Annotated in this window: 15 protein-coding genes; 13 read left to right on the top strand and 2 right to left on the bottom strand. The window is 32.4% G+C overall.

From position 1 onward, the window contains the following. Positions 1–253: 253 nt before the first annotated feature. Both ACI9TV_RS09715 and ACI9TV_RS09710 read right to left on the bottom strand, forming a co-directional pair. Entirely contained in the window at positions 254–916 is a 663-nt protein-coding gene (locus tag ACI9TV_RS09715; RefSeq protein ID WP_415250590.1) for a response regulator transcription factor, read from the bottom strand. Next, entirely contained in the window at positions 913–1,992 is a 1,080-nt protein-coding gene (locus ACI9TV_RS09710; RefSeq protein WP_415250589.1) for a hybrid sensor histidine kinase/response regulator, read from the bottom strand. The genes ACI9TV_RS09715 and ACI9TV_RS09710 overlap by 4 nt, the downstream gene beginning before the upstream one ends. Before the next feature lie 106 nt (positions 1,993–2,098). Between ACI9TV_RS09710 and ACI9TV_RS09705 the strand changes: the two genes are divergently transcribed. The 13 genes from ACI9TV_RS09705 to ACI9TV_RS09645 all read left to right on the top strand — a co-directional run bounded on the left by ACI9TV_RS09705 (position 2,099) and on the right by ACI9TV_RS09645 (position 16,774). Further along, positions 2,099–4,741 carry an ATP-binding protein gene (locus tag ACI9TV_RS09705; protein ID WP_415250588.1) on the top strand — a complete coding sequence of 881 codons (2,643 nt, stop codon included), beginning with the start codon at positions 2,099–2,101 and terminating at the stop codon, positions 4,739–4,741. A 151-nt stretch (positions 4,742–4,892) separates the two neighbouring features. After that, the gene (locus ACI9TV_RS09700) at positions 4,893–6,215 is read left to right on the top strand and encodes a hypothetical protein (protein ID WP_415250587.1); all 1,323 of its coding nucleotides are present in this window, start codon (positions 4,893–4,895) and stop codon (positions 6,213–6,215) included. 37 nt (positions 6,216–6,252) lie between these two features. After that, complete coding sequence (urtA, locus tag ACI9TV_RS09695; RefSeq protein WP_415250591.1) at positions 6,253–7,533, top strand: urea ABC transporter substrate-binding protein; 1,281 nt, start codon at positions 6,253–6,255, stop codon at positions 7,531–7,533. 38 nt (positions 7,534–7,571) lie between these two features. After that, positions 7,572–9,155: an urea ABC transporter permease subunit UrtB gene (gene urtB / locus ACI9TV_RS09690; protein WP_415250586.1), complete on the top strand. Its 1,584-nt coding sequence runs from the start codon at positions 7,572–7,574 to the stop codon at positions 9,153–9,155. A gap of 4 nt (positions 9,156–9,159) precedes the next feature. After that, the gene (urtC, locus tag ACI9TV_RS09685) at positions 9,160–10,293 is read left to right on the top strand and encodes an urea ABC transporter permease subunit UrtC (protein WP_415250585.1); all 1,134 of its coding nucleotides are present in this window, start codon (positions 9,160–9,162) and stop codon (positions 10,291–10,293) included. After that, positions 10,280–11,068 (top strand): urea ABC transporter ATP-binding protein UrtD, encoded by a 789-nt coding sequence (gene urtD, locus ACI9TV_RS09680; protein ID WP_415250584.1) that lies wholly within the window; start codon positions 10,280–10,282, stop codon positions 11,066–11,068. Before urtC ends, urtD begins: the two co-directional genes overlap by 14 nt. Positions 11,069–11,070: 2 nt before the next feature. Continuing rightward, positions 11,071–11,766, top strand: a complete 696-nt coding sequence (gene urtE / locus ACI9TV_RS09675; protein ID WP_415250583.1) for an urea ABC transporter ATP-binding subunit UrtE — start codon at positions 11,071–11,073, stop codon at positions 11,764–11,766. Between the two features lie 115 nt (positions 11,767–11,881). Next, a complete protein-coding gene (locus ACI9TV_RS09670) occupies positions 11,882–12,634 on the top strand; it encodes an urease accessory protein UreD (RefSeq protein WP_415250582.1) in 753 nt (250 codons plus the stop codon). Continuing rightward, positions 12,634–13,272, top strand: a complete 639-nt coding sequence (locus tag ACI9TV_RS09665; RefSeq protein ID WP_415250581.1) for a hypothetical protein — start codon at positions 12,634–12,636, stop codon at positions 13,270–13,272. Before ACI9TV_RS09670 ends, ACI9TV_RS09665 begins: the two co-directional genes overlap by 1 nt. Positions 13,273–13,284: 12 nt before the next feature. Next, entirely contained in the window at positions 13,285–13,968 is a 684-nt protein-coding gene (locus tag ACI9TV_RS09660) for an urease subunit gamma (protein ID WP_415250580.1), read from the top strand. Beyond that, positions 13,965–15,668: an urease subunit alpha gene (ureC, locus tag ACI9TV_RS09655; RefSeq protein WP_415250579.1), complete on the top strand. Its 1,704-nt coding sequence runs from the start codon at positions 13,965–13,967 to the stop codon at positions 15,666–15,668. The genes ACI9TV_RS09660 and ureC overlap by 4 nt, the downstream gene beginning before the upstream one ends. A 7-nt stretch (positions 15,669–15,675) precedes the next feature. Further along, on the top strand, positions 15,676–16,110 hold the full coding sequence (locus tag ACI9TV_RS09650) for an urease accessory protein UreE (protein WP_415250578.1): 435 nt from the start codon (positions 15,676–15,678) through the stop codon (positions 16,108–16,110). After that, positions 16,100–16,774, top strand: coding sequence for an urease accessory protein UreF (locus ACI9TV_RS09645; RefSeq protein ID WP_415250577.1), 675 nt, complete (start codon positions 16,100–16,102; stop codon positions 16,772–16,774). Before ACI9TV_RS09650 ends, ACI9TV_RS09645 begins: the two co-directional genes overlap by 11 nt. Positions 16,775–16,783: the final 9 nt, after the last annotated feature.

Raw genomic sequence — 16,783 nt, 5'->3', positions numbered from 1 at the left:
AGTTGCTATTTGAGCAATAGTCTCTTCTTCTTTTAGTAACTCTAAGACTATTTTTGTTTTTTGTTCAGCAGTATAGGTTTGACCTTTTTTACGACTCATGTTATCTCTATTAATTTCATACTATTTTATCTATTTTAGAAATTAACTTTGCTGAATTCCTATCTTAGATATTCAGGCCATTATATGAGTCTATTGCTACTAGTAGAATATAATTAAAGAGGAGTGTAAAATAGGAAACGCAATGTATTCTTCTTTAGGTTCCCCCTAGTAATTTATAACCAACTCCACGAATATTGATAATCATTCCACTTTTAAGTTTTGCTTTTAATTTGTGTACTATTGTTCTGATGCTCACAGCTTCTACATACTCTCCATCCCAAACATAGTCTCTAATCATTTGAGTTGTAATAGTTTTATCTTGATTATTCACAAAAAGTGAAAGCATTAGCTGTTCTTTTGTACTTAAATCAACTGTAGTGTCATTCTTTAATAAAAGCATAGATTGAGGATCGAAAAAATATCCATATTTTAATGCTATCAAGTGAGTATTTTGAGGCATATTGTTTCTAAGTGCATATCGAATTCTTAGCATTAATTCTTCAATTTCAAAAGGCTTTTTTAGGTAATCATTACAACCATTATCATAGGATTTTTTAATTGTTTCCATATCTTTCATAGCACTCATCATAATTACAGGTATATTAATATTTTCTTTACGTAAAAATTGAAGTACATCATGACCATCTATATGTGGAACGTTAATATCTAAAATACATAAATCATACTTGGCTTTTATGAGTTGTTTAGCAGCAGCATCACCATTGGTATAATTATCTACAAAAAATCCCTGTGTGCGTAAATATAAACTGATTGCTTTATTAAGAGAAAAATCGTCTTCGAGGATTAAAATTTTCATAAGATCTTTGTCATAGTTGTTGGAAATGAATAACTAAACACACTACCTCTATTTTGTTCACTTTGAACTTGAACATCTATTTCATAACTATCGCAAATTTCTTTTACGGTTGCGAGCCCAATACCAAGTCCAATATTACCCTGTGAAGATTGATAATACTGTTGGAAAATAATACTTACATCTTTTAATCCAACACCTTCATCAGTAATATTTAGAAAAAATCCTTTATCACTTACGCCAATTAATAATTCTATTTGGGTATCTTGATTTGAATATTTAATGGCATTAGATAAAGTATTGTCAACAAGTCTTTCAAGATGTAGTGAGTTCATATATACTGAAAACTCTGAATCTACCTCTAAATGGAGTTCTATATTTTTGACTTCTGCAATCTCATGAAAATAAGCAATACGATTACTAACAAACTCGAGCAGTTTAATCCAATCCTTTTCATATGTATACAGTTCTTTTTTTACTAAATAATTTAATTCATCATATACAGATGATAAAATTTTTGTAGATGCTTGAATAGTGCTTATTGAAGAGTGCTTTCCAAGTTCCATCTCTAAAAGTTGTGCATTAAGGGAAATTACGCTAATTGGAGTGTTGATTTCATGTATGATCTTTTTCATAAAATAGTCTTGCTGCTTTAGTAGTGATTCAATATGTTGTTTACTTTTGTTTAACTGTAAGTGAACATTTACTCTCGCTAAAACTTCTTTTTCTTCAAAAGGTTTTGTAATGTAATCTACGCCGCCAGCTTCAAATGCTTTTATTTTATCTTCTACATCATCCAATGCACTAATAAATATAATAGGTGTATCCTTATTAAACTCAGCTCTCTTTTGTAATGTTTCAGAGAATGCATAACCATCCATCTTCGGCATTCTTATATCGAGTAAAATTAAATCAGGTTTAATGCGAAGTGCGACTTCTAAAGCAAGTTCCGGATCTAGAGATCCTCTCACATCATATTCATTAGCAGATAAAAGTTTGTCTAGGTATCTTAAGTTCTCAGGAGTATCATCAACAATGAGAATAGTAAGCTGTTTAGTATTGATTATTTTTTGATCCATTTGCTTCAAAGTATATCACAAAGGAAAATGCTAAGTCGTTTAGTATTGATTATTTTTTAATCCGTTTGCCTTAAACTATGTTATATTATTTAGTTAATATTTAAAGATGAAATTAAAAACACTTTTTATTATTTTATACAGTTTAAATCTTTTTGTACTGACTCTTGTGATTATCTTTCTTTTAGAATATAAGTCAGCCTATAGTAATATGGAACAAACATATATCAGTAAAAACCACTCTTTTCTTCTAGCAGATGAACTTCGTCAAAGTAGTGATGATTTAACGAGACTTGCTAGGACATATGTAATTACACTCAATTCACGCTTTGAGAAACAGTATCATAAAGTTTTAGCAATTAGAAATGGAACACGTCCACGTCCAACAAATTACAATAGAATATATTGGGACTTTCTTGCAGTTGATGGAATAGTAGAAGAGCAAAACAAAAACTTTCAATCTATTGCACTACGAACTTTAATGGAAAATGCTGGCTTTACAACTCAAGAACTTGATTTATTGACTCAGTCACAACTTCAGTCTGACACCCTTGTTCATCTAGAAGAGATAGCTATGCATGCTGTTGTTGGATTATTTGAAGATGAAAAAGGAAATTATACAATTAACAAAGCAGCGGATTCAAAATTAGCGAGAGAGATAATGCACTCCGATGCTTACCATCAATCAAAAATAAGCATCATGAATCCTCTAAACAAATTTTTTCAATTATTTGAATATAGAACTAATCTAACAATTGAAAAATCAAAAATCTACTTAAATAAAGTAGAAAGTTTTTTAGCAACAATTGTTGTATTTTTTATACTCATAATGGTAACTTCTATAGTTATTATGGTAAAACGATTTATACGTCCTTTAATCGATCTTAAAAAAAGTATGTGGGGACTTTCTAACAATGACTTACATACAAATATACCACCAATTACTCATGATGATGAAGTAGGAGAAATGATCGGAGCAGTTAGAATTTTTAAAGAAAATACTCAAAATCTCATTATTAGTGAACGACGTTTTAAACTTTTATTAGACTCTATAGGAGAAGGTGTTTTTGGTTTAAATAAGCAAAAAAAATTCAGCTTTATAAATCCATCGGCCTGTGATTTTCTCGGGTTTACTTCAGAAGAATTACTATCTTTAAGCTTACAACCTATCATGTACGAAGATGGAATTAATGATATATCTGAGAAACTTATTGGAAGAAAACAATCAATGGGTGAAATTCAGCTTCAACGAAAAGATAAAACACATTTTTATGCAGAGTATGTAGCTACTCCAATTATAGATAAAGATAATATTGCAGAAGGGTATGTTGTAGTTTTTAGTGATATTACTGAACGTAAAATAAATGAAGATCTTTTACTTAAAGCTAAAGATAGTGCGGAAGCTGCAAATAGGGCTAAGTCACTTTTTTTAGCGAACATGAGTCATGAACTTCGAACACCACTTAATGCTATTTTAGGTTTTACCCAGCTACTCTTAAAGGATGAGCGCTTAGAAAGTCAACAAAAAGAGAACCTTGATATTATACATAATAGTGGGAAGCATCTTTTAAACCTTATCAGTGAGATTCTTGAGGTAGCAAAACTTCAAGCAGGTAAAATTGAGATAACAAATAGCTCTTTAAATTTCCATGTTTTTTTAGAAAATATACTCTTTATCTTTTCGAGTAGAGCTAAAGAAAAAGGAGTGGCTTTTTATACGAACGATTTCAAATTTCTACCTCAATTTATTATAGGAGATGAGCAACGTTTACGTCAAGTCTTATTTAACCTACTAAGTAATGCTCTTAAATTTACTCAAACGGGAAGTATCACTCTTAATGTAACTTATGAGAATAATCAACTTAATTTTGATGTTATAGATACAGGTAATGGTATCTTAGAAGAGGAACTTCAACTTGTATTTAAACCCTTTGAACAAGCTAAGTCCTCAAAAGATCAAAAAACAGGAACTGGTTTAGGATTAACTATTACTCAAGAACTAGTTACATTGATGGGTGGTAAGATATCTGTTTCAAGTACACTTGGTGTTGGAACCAAGTTTAGTGTAAAACTCTATATACCAGAAAGCTTGAATGCAGAGATAATAGAAAAGGTAGCTAAAAGCAATCGAGTTTTAGCAGATAAGTATATGCAAAAATTTAAAGTACTTATAGTAGATGATATTTATGAGAACCGTTTATTAATAGTTCAAATAGTTCAGTACTTAGGTTTTCAAACATGTGAAGCAGAAAATGGTTTACTTGCTCTTGAGAAATTTAAAGAAGAAAAACCAGATATTATTTTTATGGATATACAAATGCCTGTACTTGATGGATACGAAGCTATTAAAAGAATTCGTTCAGGTAGTGAAAATTCAAAGATACCTATCATCTTAATATCTGCAAATGTTTTTGAAGAAGAAAAAGAAAAAGCACTTGAGCAAGGGGCTAATGCTTTTATAGGTAAACCTATTAGTGAGAGTGATGTTATTTTTACTCTAGAAACTTTTTTAGAGCTTGAGTTTATTCCAAAAGCTAAAAATACACCTTTTGACATCTTCTCAAAAGATCTTCTTTTACATATTACTCCAGAAGATAAAGCGTTAATAATCAAAGCAGCTCAAGATCTTAATACAACCCAGACACTTTCTATTCTTATGAAGTATGAAGCTACGAACTTAAATAGTGTTACATATTTAAGACAAAAAACTAATGATTATCAATTTAATGAGCTTATATCTTTCTTTTCCTAGGAGTTGATTAATAATTAGGCAGTTTATTTGTTGATTGTTATCCAATACAACACTAACGCAACACTTCTTTCATATAATTTTTCCCAGAAGTAAAGACTGTTTTTAACAATAGCCTCTGCTAATATCTCAAGTAATTTTATAAGGAAATGAAATGATAAAAAGTGTTTATAGATTAAGTTTACTTACTGGTTTACTTATTGGACTTGGTTCTAGCACATTAGTTGCAGCTGAAGAAGAAAGTTCAAAAAAATGGAATGAGTTTGGAAATGGATGGAGTATTACAGGTGATATTCGTGCAGGTTTTGTAGATTATGATTATAGTAATGCAAATAATTCACAAGGTTTTTATGCAACGCCTAGAATTTCAATAAATACACCTGAAGCAGGTGGTTTTTCCGCAAAAGCAACTGCTGGTTTTGCAACTGATTTTGGAAATAATGACGAAAATAAACAGAGTAAAAACTTTGTATTTAACGCAGCTAATCCAAAATCATTTTCAATACTTCAAGAAGCATATTTGAAATATTCAAATAGTGGTAATGAAATCAAAATTGGTCGTGAAGAGATTGACACACCTATGATTAGTAATGATAACTTTTATCTTGCTATACCAAATAGTTTTGAAGTCGCTCATTATACAAATACAATGATAGAAAATATGATGTTTACATTCGGTTATGTAGATAAAATGTCTGGTGTATGGGATAGTGGTGCTTACGATCCAATAAAGGCAGACTTAGGTGGTACTGATTTTTATAGTATGTCTCAATCAAGTTTTGTATCTGGTACAGATAAAGTTGCCGCTGATGATGCTGGTGCACTATATGCAGGTTTTGTTTTTAATGATGACACACACAAAGTTCAAGTTTGGGGATATAATTTCCGTGAACTATATAACGTACTTTTTACACAATATAACTTTAACAACAAAACTGATGGGTTTGCGTATGATCTTGGCTTACAATATATAAAGTTTGATGAAACAGGTAATCTAGCTTCAAATAACAATACAACAATCAATTACGACATTATGTCAGCTAAATTTGCTGGTACTTTTGATAATGGAATTAACTTTAATCTTGCTGCAATGAAATTTAGTGATGGTGAAGGTCAAGGCTCAACTGTAGCTGCATTTGGTGGATATCCATTCTTTGCTATGGGAAGTATTGTTCACTGGTTTAATGCAGGTAGTTTTCAAAATGCTGCAAACTATCAAGTTGCTGCTGGTTATGACCTTTCTAAAGTTGGTCTAAAAGGTATGAGTATTAATTTAAAACACGTATATACTGCCTTAGATTCTCAATACTCTAAAGCTTCGACAGGTGAAGGTCAAGATTTTCAAAAGACTTATGACTTAGGTGTAAGTTACTCACATGCTTCAGGTACTTACGTAAATCTTCAATACCAAATTGCGGATATTGATCATGAAGAAGATATTACTGGATTCCGTCTTATTGGTGGATATAAATTCTAATTCTAAAAATATAAAATATAAAATATAAAAAGGAAAAATAATGAAACATATGTTTATAAAAAAATTATCTATAGCAGCTTTACTGGCTGCTAGTCTTTCTGTTCAAGCAGCTGAAACGATTAAAGTTGGTGTATTACACTCGCTATCGGGAACTATGGCAATTTCTGAAACAACTTTAAAAGATACAGTTTTAATGATGATAGAAGAACAAAATAAAAAAGGTGGGGTATTAGGTAAAAAACTTGAGCCTGTTGTAGTTGATCCTGCTTCTAATTGGCCTTTATTCGCTGAAAAAATGCGTTCTCTTTTAACAAAAGATAAAGTAGATGTTACTTTTGGATGCTGGACTTCTGTTTCACGTAAGTCTGTACTTCCTGTTGTCGAAGAATTAAACGGAGTTTTATTTTATCCTGTTCAATATGAGGGAGAAGAATCTTCATACAATGTATTTTATACAGGCGCGTCTCCAAATCAACAAGCTATACCTGCAGTTGATTACCTAATGGAAGAGGGAGATGTTAAACGTTGGGTACTTGCTGGTACTGATTATGTTTATCCACGTACGACAAATAAAGTTTTAAAATCTTACCTTATGTCAAAGGGTGTTGCAGAAAAAGATATTATGATTAACTATACTCCATTTGGTCAGTCTGACTGGCAAAGTATTGTTTCAGAGATTAAGAAATTTGGTAGTACTGGAATGAAAACAGCTGTTGTTTCTACAATTAATGGTGATGCAAATGTACCTTTTTATAAAGAACTAGGAAATCAAGGTATTAGTGCTGAAGATATTCCAGTTGTAGCATTTTCTGTTGGTGAAGAAGAACTTGCAGGTATAGATACGAAACCACTTGTAGGTCATTTAGCAGCATGGAATTATTTCCAAAGTGCAGAATCTAAATCAAATGATGGATTTATTAAAAAATGGAAAGCTTATACTAAAAATCAAGATAAAGTAACTAACGATCCAATGGAAGCGACATATATTGGTTTTAATATGTGGGTACAAGCAGTTGAAAAAGCTGGAACAACAGATTCGGATAAAGTAATTGCTGCAATGGTTGGAATTAAGACTCCAAACTTGACAGGTGGAACGGCTGAAATGCTTCCAAATCACCACCTTACTAAACCTGTTTTAATTGGAGAAATTCAAGACGATGGACAGTTTGAAATTGTGTCTCAAACGAAAGAAGTAAATGGTGATGCTTGGTCTGATTTTCTTCCTGGAAGTAAAGATTTAATCTCAGATTGGAGAAGTCCTATTTCTTGTGGTAACTACAATGTAAAAACAAAACAATGTATAGGTAACAAAAAGTAAAAAGAGCTTAAGCTCTTTTTACTAAAAAAAGGAAATATATGAAAATAATACTTCTTAGTCTATTTTTTATCTCGACTATCTTTGCTAATAGCTTTGAGTCAGACGCTCAAACTTTAGTTCATAGCAGTATGAAAGAAAAAGCTAAAATTATTCATCAGTTAAGTATATCTTATCCTAATGAAGATCGTTTGACTTCCTTGTTTAGTTCTTTACTTAGCAATAAGTTATACTACAAAAAAACGGATGAAAGTTTAGTTTATCTACTAGAAAAAGATAAAAGTAATTACTATGTAGCAACAGTGTTTAGCTCACTCAAGTTGCCAGTGTCGGATAAAAGTGACTATAAAAAAGTCAAAACTACAAATAAATTAAGAAGTATTATTCGAAATAAATTATCTGAGCTTAACCTCTTTTCAAAAGATGCATCTCTGCGTTTAAGTGCAGCTAAGAATCTTTTTAAAAATTTATCAATAGACTCATTACCTTTAATTGATAAAGCTCTTAAAGGCGAAAAAAATTCAAATGTTAAAGAAATTTTACAAGGTTCTAAACTTATTCTTAGTGCTAAGTTTGGAGAAACAGAAGTTCAGAAAAAGGCAATAATAGCTCTTCAAGGTTCACTTTCACAAACAGCAATTCAATTTCTTGAAGAAATCAAGAAAGGGGATAATACGGAGCTTAGTACTTTAGCACAAAAGTCGATACTTAATATCGAATCAAACCGTTCAATTTATGCTTGGCTTGAAAAGGGATTTTTTGGACTTAGTCTTGGTTCTATCTTACTTTTAGCAGCTATTGGACTTTCTATTACTTTTGGTGTTATGAAAGTGATTAATATGGCGCATGGCGAATTAATTATGATTGGTGCATATACAACATTTACAATTCAGCAATTACTGCCAAACTTAATTGAGTATTCCCTATTAATAGCTATTCCTGCAGCTTTTATTGTAAGTGCTATAGTTGGTGTAATAATTGAGTATTTTGTAATAAGACATCTATACTCTCGTCCACTTGAAACTCTTTTAGCTACTTTTGGAATAAGTTTGATTTTACAACAGATTGTCCGTAGTGTATATTCTCCACTTAATCAAATTGTAGAAACTCCTCAATGGATGAGTGGTGCTTTAGAGATTAATAGTGCTTTATCTTTGACCTACAGTCGCTTATACATTATTATTTTTTCAATAATAGTATTTTTAGGAGTTCTATTTGTTTTGAAAAAAACGTCATTAGGATTGAAAGTCAGAGCTGTAACACAGAATCGTCAAATGGCACAAGCTATGGGAATCAAAACAGGTCTCATTGATGCAGTAACCTTTGGTTTAGGTTCTGGTCTCGCTGGTATCGCGGGTGTGGCATTGAGTCAATTAACAAATGTTGGACCAAATCTTGGACAAGCATATATAGTTGATTCATTTATGGTTGTTGTTTTTGGTGGAGTTGGTAACTTATGGGGTACTTTTATTGGTGCAATGACCATAGGTGGGCTAAATAAATTTCTTGAACCAAGTGTAGGTGCTATTTTAACAAAGGTACTAATACTTATTATGATTATTTTATTTATACAGAGGAGACCACGAGGTCTCTTCCCTCAAAAGGGTAGAGATGCACAGGATTAATACAATGCAAACAAGAACACCAGTTTTATTAAAAATATTTGAAAATGATAAAGCAGGAAAATATCTTTTCTCTGTTTTATTTGCCTTTGTAGTTTATATTGCTTTTGCGAATCTTTTTTTAGTTGAAGGTACATTTTTTCATATGTCAACTTTAACTGTGACACTCTTTGGAAAGTATCTAGCTTTTGCTTTACTTGCTTTAGCACTTGACTTAGTATGGGGATATATAGGTATCCTTTCTTTAGGTCATGGAGCTTTTTTTAGTCTAGGTGCTTATGCAATGGGAATGTACCTTATGCGCCAAATTGGAGATAGAGGAGTATACGGAAATCCTGAATTACCTGACTTTATGGTTTTTATGGACTTAAAAGAATTACCATGGTTTTGGTTTGGATTTGACAATATTTTCTTTACTATGTTTATGGTCGCATTAATTCCCTCAATTTTAGCTTTTGCTTTTGGATGGTTAGCATTTAGATCAAGAGTAACAGGAGTGTATCTTTCTATTATCACTCAAGCAATGACGTATGCGCTTATGTTGGCATTTTATAGAAATGATATGGGACTTGGTGGTAACAATGGACTAACTGATTTTAAAGACATTTTAGGGTATTCCTTGCAATCAGATGGTACGAGAGTAGCACTTCTTGTAATTTCTTTTATTGCTTTATTTGGAGGGTATCTCATGAGTCGTTTTATTGTTAAGTCAAAACTAGGTCGTGTTTGTGTTGCTATCCGCGATACAGAATTACGTACTCGTTTCCTTGGTTATAGAGTGGAGGAATACAAACTTTTTATTTTTGTTGTATCAGCTATTTTAGCTGGAGTTGCAGGTGCTTTATATGTACCTCAGGTTGGAATTATTAATCCAGATAGATTTTCACCTCTGTTTTCTATAGAGATAGTGATATGGGTTGCTATAGGTGGTAGAGGAACACTGTATGGAGCAATAATTGGCGCTTTCGTAGTTAATTTTGCGAGTACATATTTCACATCAGCTCTTCCTGAGGTATGGTTATATGCATTAGGTGTATTATTTGTAGTCTCAACCCTTTATTTACCTAAAGGTATCGTAGGTGTTATCGAAAAAATAAATCTTAAAAATTTATTGGCAAAGGTTAAATATGTTAGACAGTAGATTAAAAGTATCTGAAAACTTAGATGCCATTAAAAAGGGAGATACATTACTTTATCTTGATGGTGTAGATTTGAGTTTTGATGGTTTTAAAGCACTTAATAAACTCTCATTAACAATAGAATATGGTGAACTTCGTTGTATTATCGGTGCTAACGGTGCAGGAAAATCAACAATGATGGATGTAATAACTGGAAAGACAAAACCTGATGCTGGTGAAGTTATTTTTGGAACGGAAACTTCTCTTTTAGAATTAGATGAACCTGCTATTTCAAATCTTGGAATTGGTAGAAAATTTCAAAAACCAACTGTATTTGAAGGGCATAGTATTTTTGAAAACCTTGAACTTTCAATGAAAGCAGATAAACATTTTTTAACAACGTTATTTGCTAAATTAAATGGAGAGCAAAAAGATCACATTGAAGAAACTATGAAACTTATAGGCTTACAAGATTATATGCACACTGAAGCAGGCATACTTTCCCACGGTCAAAAACAATGGTTAGAAATTGGGATGCTTATAATGCAATCTCCAAAGTTACTGCTTGTTGATGAGCCTGTAGCTGGAATGACAGCAGGTGAAGTAGAAAAAACTGGTGAAATTTTAACGGAATTGGCAAAAGAACATAGTGTTGTAGTTGTAGAGCACGATATGGAATTTATTCGAAGTATTGCGAAAAAAGTTACAGTTTTACATGAGGGTTCAGTTCTTGCAGAAGGTTCAATGCAAAGTATTCAAGAAAATGAAAAAGTACGTAAAGTCTATTTAGGGGAATAACAGTGATAGCTATTAATAAATTAAACCAGTTTTATGCACAAAGTCATACCCTGTGGGACTTAAGCTTAGAGCTAGAACCGGGTAAATGTACTTGTATAATGGGACGAAATGGTGTTGGTAAGACAACTTTGGCTAAGGCAATTATGGGTCTTGTTTCTATAAAAGATGGTGAAGTGTTATTTGAAGGAAATGACATTAGTAAACTTGCTTCAGATAAGCGTGCTGGTTTAGGTATTGGCTATGTTCCACAAGGACGTGAGATATTTTCACAACTTAGTGTAAGTGAAAATCTTAAAATTGGGCTATATGGTAATCGTAACGGTCTTAAAAAAGTTCCAGAAAAAATATTTGAACTTTTTCCGGTTTTAAAAGAGATGCTACAACGTAAAGGTGGAGATCTCTCTGGAGGACAACAGCAACAACTTGCCATTGCTAGAGCATTATGTCTAGAACCAAAAATATTGATTTTGGATGAACCTTCTGAGGGGATTCAACCAAATATAGTACAGCAGATAGGTAGTGTAATTGACTACTTAACCAAAGAAGAAAATATAACTGTGATTTTGGTAGAGCAAAAATTACCTTTTGCAAGAAGGCATGGAGACAACTTTTTTATTATGGAAAGAGGTCAAGTTGCGGCTAAGGGTAACATGAGTGAGCTAAGTGATACAATCGTTCAGCAATACTTATCAGTATAAGATAAAAATTCTGTTCTCACTAAGAGTGCTTATATTATAAGCATTCTTATATGTAGAATAATTATTATGAGTGTTATAATTTTTATATAAAAGTATTCAAGGGTTTTATAAGTAGATGAGTTTAAGTTTAAATTTTACATCGCAAAAAGCAGAGCTCAAACGCTTGAAGTTACCAACACGATATTATCATTTTAATGATGATGAAAACTATGTGAAACTACTTAGTATAGGGGAAGGAATCTTTCCTAAAGATAAGATAAACCTCAAAATATCTCTTGATAGTAGTGATTGTATTATAAGTACAGAATCTGCAACTAAGGTTTATCCTTCCACTAAAGAATTTGGTATCAATCGCTTTGACTTTAGGCTCCAAAATAGCTCAAACCTTGAGTATATAAATGATGAACTTATTCTTTTTAAAGAGGCGAAATACTTACAGTTATTTACTCTTAAAACAGATAGTAGTTCAAGCTTTTTTTATGCAGATATTATTAGTAGTGGTAGAAGTTTTGAGCATTTCGACTTTACACAGATGTATGCTAGAAATAAGTTTATAATTGATGGAGAGTTGGAGTATCTTGAGAATTTTTCTATATCAGGTGACTTTTTGAAAGAGTATTTTATTCGCCATCATAGTGAGTCTTATGTTTATGCAAAAGTATATGTTAAAAGTGAAGATAATATTAAATTTGAGGAAATACTTAGAGGTTTGGGCTTTAACTCTTTCACCCTCACTCGTTCTAAAAAGATGCTTATTGGTGTAATTACTCAAAAGAACATAGGAAAGATAAAAAAAATGATTCATACAATATGGACCTCTTATCGAGAACAACGTAATGCAAAACCTTTTAATCTAGGAAAACAGTAATGGAGTCTCTTAGTTTTCTTATTATTTTTTGGTATGGAGTTTTACATGCTTTTGGTCCAGATCATTTAAGTGTTATAGCTAATTTCTCACTGGCAAAGTCTAAAAAAAAGACCTTTTTAATCACTGTTTTTTTTGCATTAGGTCACGGTTTAATGCTTTTCATCTTTGCTAAGATACTTCAAAGTATAGATATTCCCCAGAGTGTAACTAACTATGGAGATTTAATTAGCGCAGCGGTTATTATAGGAATGGGAATTTATCTTTTGTATATGGTTGTAACAGAGCAGATTCAGGTACGAGAACATTTTCATGATAATAAAAAGCATACACATATATATTTTGGAAAAGAACATGAGCATGATAAAAAAATAAATACTTCAGTCTTTGTTATGGGTGGACTAATGGGCATTGGCGGAGTAAGAGGTATGCTCGTTACTTTAAGTGCCGTGCAAAATGCTCAGGTTACATTACTTATGGTACTTATGTTTTCTCTTGGAGTCATGCTTGTATTTGTTAGCTTTGGAGTTCTTATGAGCTATCTTAATAGATACTTATCTACAAACATTCGTCATATGAGAGGAGCTTTCGCCATTGCTGGGATTAGCTCTATTATCATAGGCACAAGTGTATTATTTTAAAAAGGAAGTTATATGTTTTTAACACAACGAGAGCAAGAAAAACTAATGATTTATACTGCTGCAAAACTTGCACAAGAACGTAAAGAAAGAGGACTGAAATTAAATTATCCAGAATCTGTTGCTTTAATCAGTTCATTTATCTTAGAAGGTGCACGTGATGGTAAAAGTGTTAGTCAACTTATGGTTGATGCTTCGCAGGTGCTTTGTGAGGATGATGTACTTGAAGGGATAGCTTCTATGATTGATACCGTTCAAGTTGAAGGTACTTTTGATGATGGAACAAAGCTTGTAACAGTACATAACCCAATCCCTATTTCAAAAAGAACATTAGTTCCGGGTGAATATTTTATAGATGATGGCTACATTGAACTTAATAAAGATTATGAAAGTATAGTAGTTGAAGTTGAGAATCGTGGAGATAGACCAATTCAGGTTGGTTCACACTATCACTTTTTTGAAACGAATGCAGGATTACTTTTTGAACGCAAATCTGCTTACGGAATGCGTTTAAATATACCTTCGGGAACATCAGTACGTTTTGAACCTGGTTCTCATAAAGAAGTGGAGCTTGTTACATTTGCAGGCAAGCGTTATATAAGTGGTTTTAATGGTTTAGTTGAAGGTTTTTTGGATGATAAAGATGTCAAGCTAAAAGCCTTTAATAAACTTACTCAATTTTTAGGAGAAGGAAAATGAAAATCTCTAAACAAAAATACGCAGGAATGTATGGTCCAACGACTAATGACAGATTTCGTTTAGCAGATACTGAACTCATTGCCAAGATAGAAAATGATTTTACTCTTTATGGTGAAGAAAGCAAGTTTGGTGGTGGAAAAAATATTCGTGATGGGATGAGTCAATCAACTACAATTGTAGATAGTGCAAATTTGATTATTACAAATGCAGTTATTATGGACTATACGGGGATTTATAAAGCAGACATTGGAATTAAAGATGGTCTGATTATAGCTATTGGTAAGAGTGGAAATCCAGATAACTGTGATGGTATTACTAAAGGCTTAGAGATAGGCGCAAATACTGAAATACTTTCTGCTGAGGGGAAAATTATTACTGCTGGTGGGATTGACTCGCACATCCATTTTATCTCTCCAGGTCAGATTGATGAAGCACTTGCATCGGGTGTGACTACGATGATAGGTGGGGGAACTGGACCTAACACTGGAACAAATGCAACTACTTGTACTCCTGGAGCATGGAACATTCATAAAATGATAGAGTCTGTTGAAAATATTCCTGTGAACTTTGGTTTCATGGGTAAGGGAAACAGTAGTAATCCTGATGCTCTTCGCTCGCAAGTCGAAGCAGGAGCAATGGGTCTCAAACTTCATGAAGATTGGGGATCAACTCCAAAAGCTATAGATACCTGCCTAAGTATTGCTGATGAGTATGATGTACAAGTTGCCATTCACACAGATACTCTGAATGAATCAGGTTATGTTGATAATACTATAGACTCTTTTAAGGAACGTACGATTCATACATTTCATAGTGAAGGGGCAGGTGGTGGACATGCCCCTGACATAATGAAAGTAGCGGGTTTAGAACATATTTTACCTTCATCTACAAACCCAACACTGCCTTTTACTAAAAACACGATTGAAGAGCATCTTGATATGTTAATGGTCTGTCATCATTTAAGTCCTAAAATTCCAGAAGATGTGAGTTTTGCAGAGTCTCGTATACGTGGAAATACAATTGCAGCTGAAGATGTTTTACATGATATAGGAGCGATTTCGATTACTAGCTCAGATTCTCAGGCTATGGGAAGAGTAGGGGAGGTTATTATGCGTACATGGCAAGTTGCCCATAGTATGAAAAAGCAACGTGGAGCATTGAGTGAAGATAATGAAAAAGATGATAACAATCGCATAAAACGCTACATTGCGAAATACACTATCAATCCAGCTATAGCTTGTGGAGTTGATGAGCATATAGGTAGTGTTGAGGTAGGAAAAATGGCGGACCTTGTATTGTGGGATAGAGCCTTTTTTGGAGTAAAACCAGATATTATCATTAAAGGTGGTTTTATTGCACTGAGTATGATGGGTGATTCAAATGCTTCGATTCCAACTCCGGAACCAAATATGTATCGTCCAATGTTTGGAAGTCTTGGTAAGGCAAGTGCTTCGATCAGTACTCTTTTTACATCTAAGTATGCTTTAGATAATGGTTTACAAGAACATTTAGGAACAAACAAAAAACTTGTAGCGGTTAAAAATACAAGAAAGATTACTAAAGCCTCAATGAAATTAAATAATTTTATAGGGGACATCCAAGTGAATCCAGATACGTATGATGTAACTGTTGATGGTGAACTCATTACATCAGAGTATATGACTGAGCTTCCAATGGCACAAAAATACTTTCTATTTTAGGACAAGAATGATTAAAAAAGTAATTCAAATAGCGCACAATACACAAGCAGATGATACAGTGCCTTTAAGTTGGTTTGATATGCAAAAACCAAATCTCAGTGCACTTACTCAAAAAAATATTTCATTTATCATGAAGGTGAAGTTTACTCATCTACATGAAAACGACACTTTGATATGCGATGATGGATATCGTATAAAAATACAAAAAAGTGAAGATGAAATATACATTTTTGAATTTAAAAACCATTTAGACTTTGCTCGAGCTGCATATGAGATTGGAAACCGTCATCAGCCTATCTGCATAGAAGATTCGAAAATTACAGTTTTGGATGATATGTCTTTAGCTGACATTGTTTTACAATTAAAAGGCAACGATGGTATTTCTGTTACAAAAACACAAGGATATTTTAAACCAAACGGAAAAGCGAATCATGTCCACTAAGGCATTAAGCCGTTTTATGCAACTACTAGATGGAAGTTTTCCATCAGGTATTTTTGTTCACTCCTTTGGTTTAGAATCGCATGTTGTTTTAGGAAAAGTTACTAGAATAGATGAACTTGAGATATATTTACATAATATTATTATAGATCAGTATCAAAAATTTGAATTTAGTTTTATAGAAAGGATTTTCAAGCATTTATATGAGAATAATCTAAACGCTTTACTCAGAGAAGATAATAATTATTCGGCAATGCTTAATTTTGAGTATGCAAAGGCTTCGCATACGATAGGACATAACTATTTCAAACATATAAATAAAGATATTGAAAAAACAATAGTTAAAGAATATTATAGTGCCCTTCTTAAAAAAGAAGGTATGGGGAATGAGTTAGCAGTATTAAGTGCTTATGCTTACGAAATTGGATTAGATAAAGAATTACTAATGATGTTGTGGTGTAAAAAAAGTTTGATAACATTATCTGCTTGTACATTGAAAATATCACGTATTAAACCTAGTGAAATACAGCAAATGTTATTTCAATTTGATGATAAAATAGAAAATATTATAAATAAATCGCATCAACATGTAGAAAACTTCAATCCACTTTTTGAAGAAGTGGTTTATCAGCATCTACATTTAGAACCTAAATTATTTATGACATAAGGGATATTA

This window comes from Sulfurimonas sp. (genome assembly GCF_047622445.1).
In the GTDB taxonomy this organism is placed as follows: domain Bacteria; phylum Campylobacterota; class Campylobacteria; order Campylobacterales; family Sulfurimonadaceae; genus Sulfurimonas.
Note: the sequence above shows the minus strand (reverse complement) of the source record. Positions and strands in the feature narration are given on the sequence as shown.